The sequence below is a fragment of the Candidatus Frankia nodulisporulans genome, from assembly GCF_902806475.1.
Lineage (GTDB): Bacteria > Actinomycetota > Actinomycetes > Frankiales > Frankiaceae > Frankia > Frankia umida.
The window spans coordinates 1-2,434 of the sequence record NZ_CADCWS010000404.1 but is presented as its reverse complement, the minus strand read 5'-3'; the positions used below and the strand labels follow the sequence as shown (position 1 = coordinate 2,434).

Here is a 2,434-nt window from a genome sequence, read left to right as displayed (position 1 = left end):
GGGCCCGCTCGGCCTGAAGAAGGGCATCGAGGCCGCGGTCGCCAGCGTGGTCGCCGAACTCCTGCGGACCGCCCGGGAGGTGGAGACCAAGGCGCAGATCGCCTCCACCGCCTCCATCTCCGCCGGTGATCCGGCGATCGGCGCGCTCATCGCCGAGGCGCTGGACAAGGTCGGCAAGGAAGGCGTCATCACCGTCGAGGAGAGCAACACCTTCGGTCTCGAGCTCGAGCTCACCGAGGGCATGCGCTTCGACAAGGGCTACATCTCGCCGTACTTCGTCACCGACGCCGACCGGCAGGAAGCCGTCCTCGACGACCCGTACCTGCTGATCCTCAACAGTAAGATCTCGGCGGTCAAGGACGTTCTCCCGCTGCTGGAGAAGGTCATGCAGACCTCGAAGCCGCTGCTCATCCTCTGCGAGGACGTCGAGGGCGAGGCGCTGGCCACCCTGGTCGTCAACAAGATCCGCGGCACCTTCAGGAGCGTCGCGGTCAAGGCGCCGGGTTTCGGTGACCGCCGCAAGGCCCAGCTGGAGGACATCGCGATCCTCACCGGCGGCCAGGTCATCTCCGCGGACATCGGCCTCACCCTGGAAAGCACCACGCTGGACCTGCTCGGCCGGGCCCGTCGGGTCGTCATCACCGCCGACGAGACCACCATCGTGGACGGTCTCGGCTCCGCCGAGCAGATCGAGGCCCGGATCAGCCAGCTTCGGAACGAGATCGAGTCAGCCGACACCGACTACGACCGGGAGAAGAGCCAGGAGCGCCTCGCGAAGCTCGCCGGTGGTGTCGCCGTGATCAAGGTCGGCGCGGCCACCGAGGTCGAGCTCAAGGAGAAGAAGCACCGCATCGAGGACGCGGTCTCCAACGCCAAGGCCGCCGTCGAGGAGGGCATCGTCGCCGGCGGTGGCGTCGCCCTGCTCCAGGCGTCCGGCCCGGCGTTCGAGCAGCTCGCGCTCACCGGGGATGAGGCCACCGGGGCGGCCATCGTCCGCGTCGCCCTGGCCGCGCCGATCAGGCAGATCGCCTACAACAGCGGTCTCGAGGGTGGCGTCGTGGTCGAGAAGGTCCGCAACCTGCCCACCGGGCACGGCCTCAACGCCGCCACCGGGCAGTACGTCGACCTGATCGCCGCCGGCATCATCGACCCCGTCAAGGTCACCCGCTCGGCGCTGCAGAACGCCGCGTCCATCGCCGCGCTGCTGCTGACCACCGAGGCCGTCGTGGCCAACGCCCCCGAGGACGTGGCCGCCGACGCCGCCGGGGTCGACGCCGCCATGCGCCAGCAGGGTTTCTGAGCCCGACCGGATCTCCTGATCAGCCCTCGGGCCGGACCGCCGACAGCCGCGCTCCGTGGCCGGCCGGCGGTCCGGCCCGCTGCGTCTGCCCATCAGCGGGCGGCCGGGATTGCCTTGCGGCAGAGCCCGGCGAGGACGTTGTCGATCCACCGGTGCGGTGAGATGTGGGCCATGAAGGCGTGGGTCGAGGAAGTGGCCGATGCGACGATCCGCGCGTGTCGTCGACACATCGGAAAGTGATCATGAAGTTCGACGGTCGTGGTCGGCCAGAACGGTCTGGGTGAGGTCACGCAGGCGGCGGGCTTCGATCAGGTCCCAGGCGTTCGGCTCCAGGGCCAGACTTCGCCCCTCCCGCACGGCGGTGAGACGGTCGCCGCCGTGCCCCAGGAAGGGCAGGATCTCCGCGACCGCCTGGCTGACCGGCCTGCCGATGGCGCGTAGCTCCTCGACCTGCGACGCGGTGACCGCGGAGTGCTCGTACTCGCCGGCGAAGCTGGCGGCGACGACGCCGGGCAGGTTGTGTTCATGGCCCCTGTGGGATGGCGGCGCCAGCGCGAGAGGGGGCCTGGGCCGGCTCGGTCTGGCCGGGACAGGCAATGCTCGGTCGGGGCTCCCCGTCCACGGGATCCACGACGTTGGCCGTTGCTGCCGCGCCCAGCCTCCGCGTGCCGACAGTCGCAGGAACATCGGTCGTGTCGGCTCGGGTCCGTCGGCCCTACGGGTCGCCCTGGCTGCCGCCGCACGTCATCGTGGACGAAGTCAAGATTGAGTCGACGATGCGGATTGGTACGGATCGATGCGGAGGCTGGCCATGAATGCGACGGCGCAGCCCCACCCTGAGCCCCATGAGTGGGTTGACGAGCCCGACCCTGACACCCAGCGCGCGATCGACGAGGCCCACGAGGATGTCAAGGCGGGCCGCACCGTCATCTGCCTGTCCGACGCCGCGTTCGATGCCCTCCTGGACGAGCTGGATCAGCTGGCTGTCGAGGAGCATCCGAAGGCAAGCTGAGCGGGCCGCGGACCTCTCTCGAGCTCGGCATGATCGAAAGGCTACGGTGACGGCGTGCCCACGTACGAGCAGGTGGCCCGCTTCGTGGCGGAGTACATGCGGCTGGCCCCCGAACAGCCCTA

The 2,434-nt window shown here is 69.7% G+C and carries 3 protein-coding genes; 2 read left to right on the top strand and 1 reads right to left on the bottom strand.

All coding sequences use genetic code 11. From position 1 onward, the window contains the following. The coding region (gene groL, locus G6R24_RS20270) for a chaperonin GroEL (protein ID WP_163550734.1) at positions 1-1,300 on the top strand (1,300 nt) is incomplete at its 5' end. Between the two features lie 240 nt (positions 1,301-1,540). Here the strand turns inward: groL and G6R24_RS20265 are convergent. Further along, the gene (locus tag G6R24_RS20265; RefSeq protein WP_163550733.1) at positions 1,541-1,897 is read right to left on the bottom strand and encodes a hypothetical protein; all 357 of its coding nucleotides are present in this window, start codon (positions 1,895-1,897) and stop codon (positions 1,541-1,543) included. A 214-nt stretch (positions 1,898-2,111) separates the two neighbouring features. Between G6R24_RS20265 and G6R24_RS20260 the strand changes: the two genes are divergently transcribed. Then, entirely contained in the window at positions 2,112-2,312 is a 201-nt protein-coding gene (locus G6R24_RS20260) for a hypothetical protein (RefSeq protein WP_163550732.1), read from the top strand. The last annotated feature ends 122 nt before the right edge of the window (positions 2,313-2,434 follow it).

Excerpts from the sequence above, each read along its gene's own strand:
- G6R24_RS20260 (WP_163550732.1), top strand. The coding sequence starts at position 2,112 with ATGAATGCGACGGCGCAGCCCCACCCTGAGCCCCATGAGTGGGTTGAC.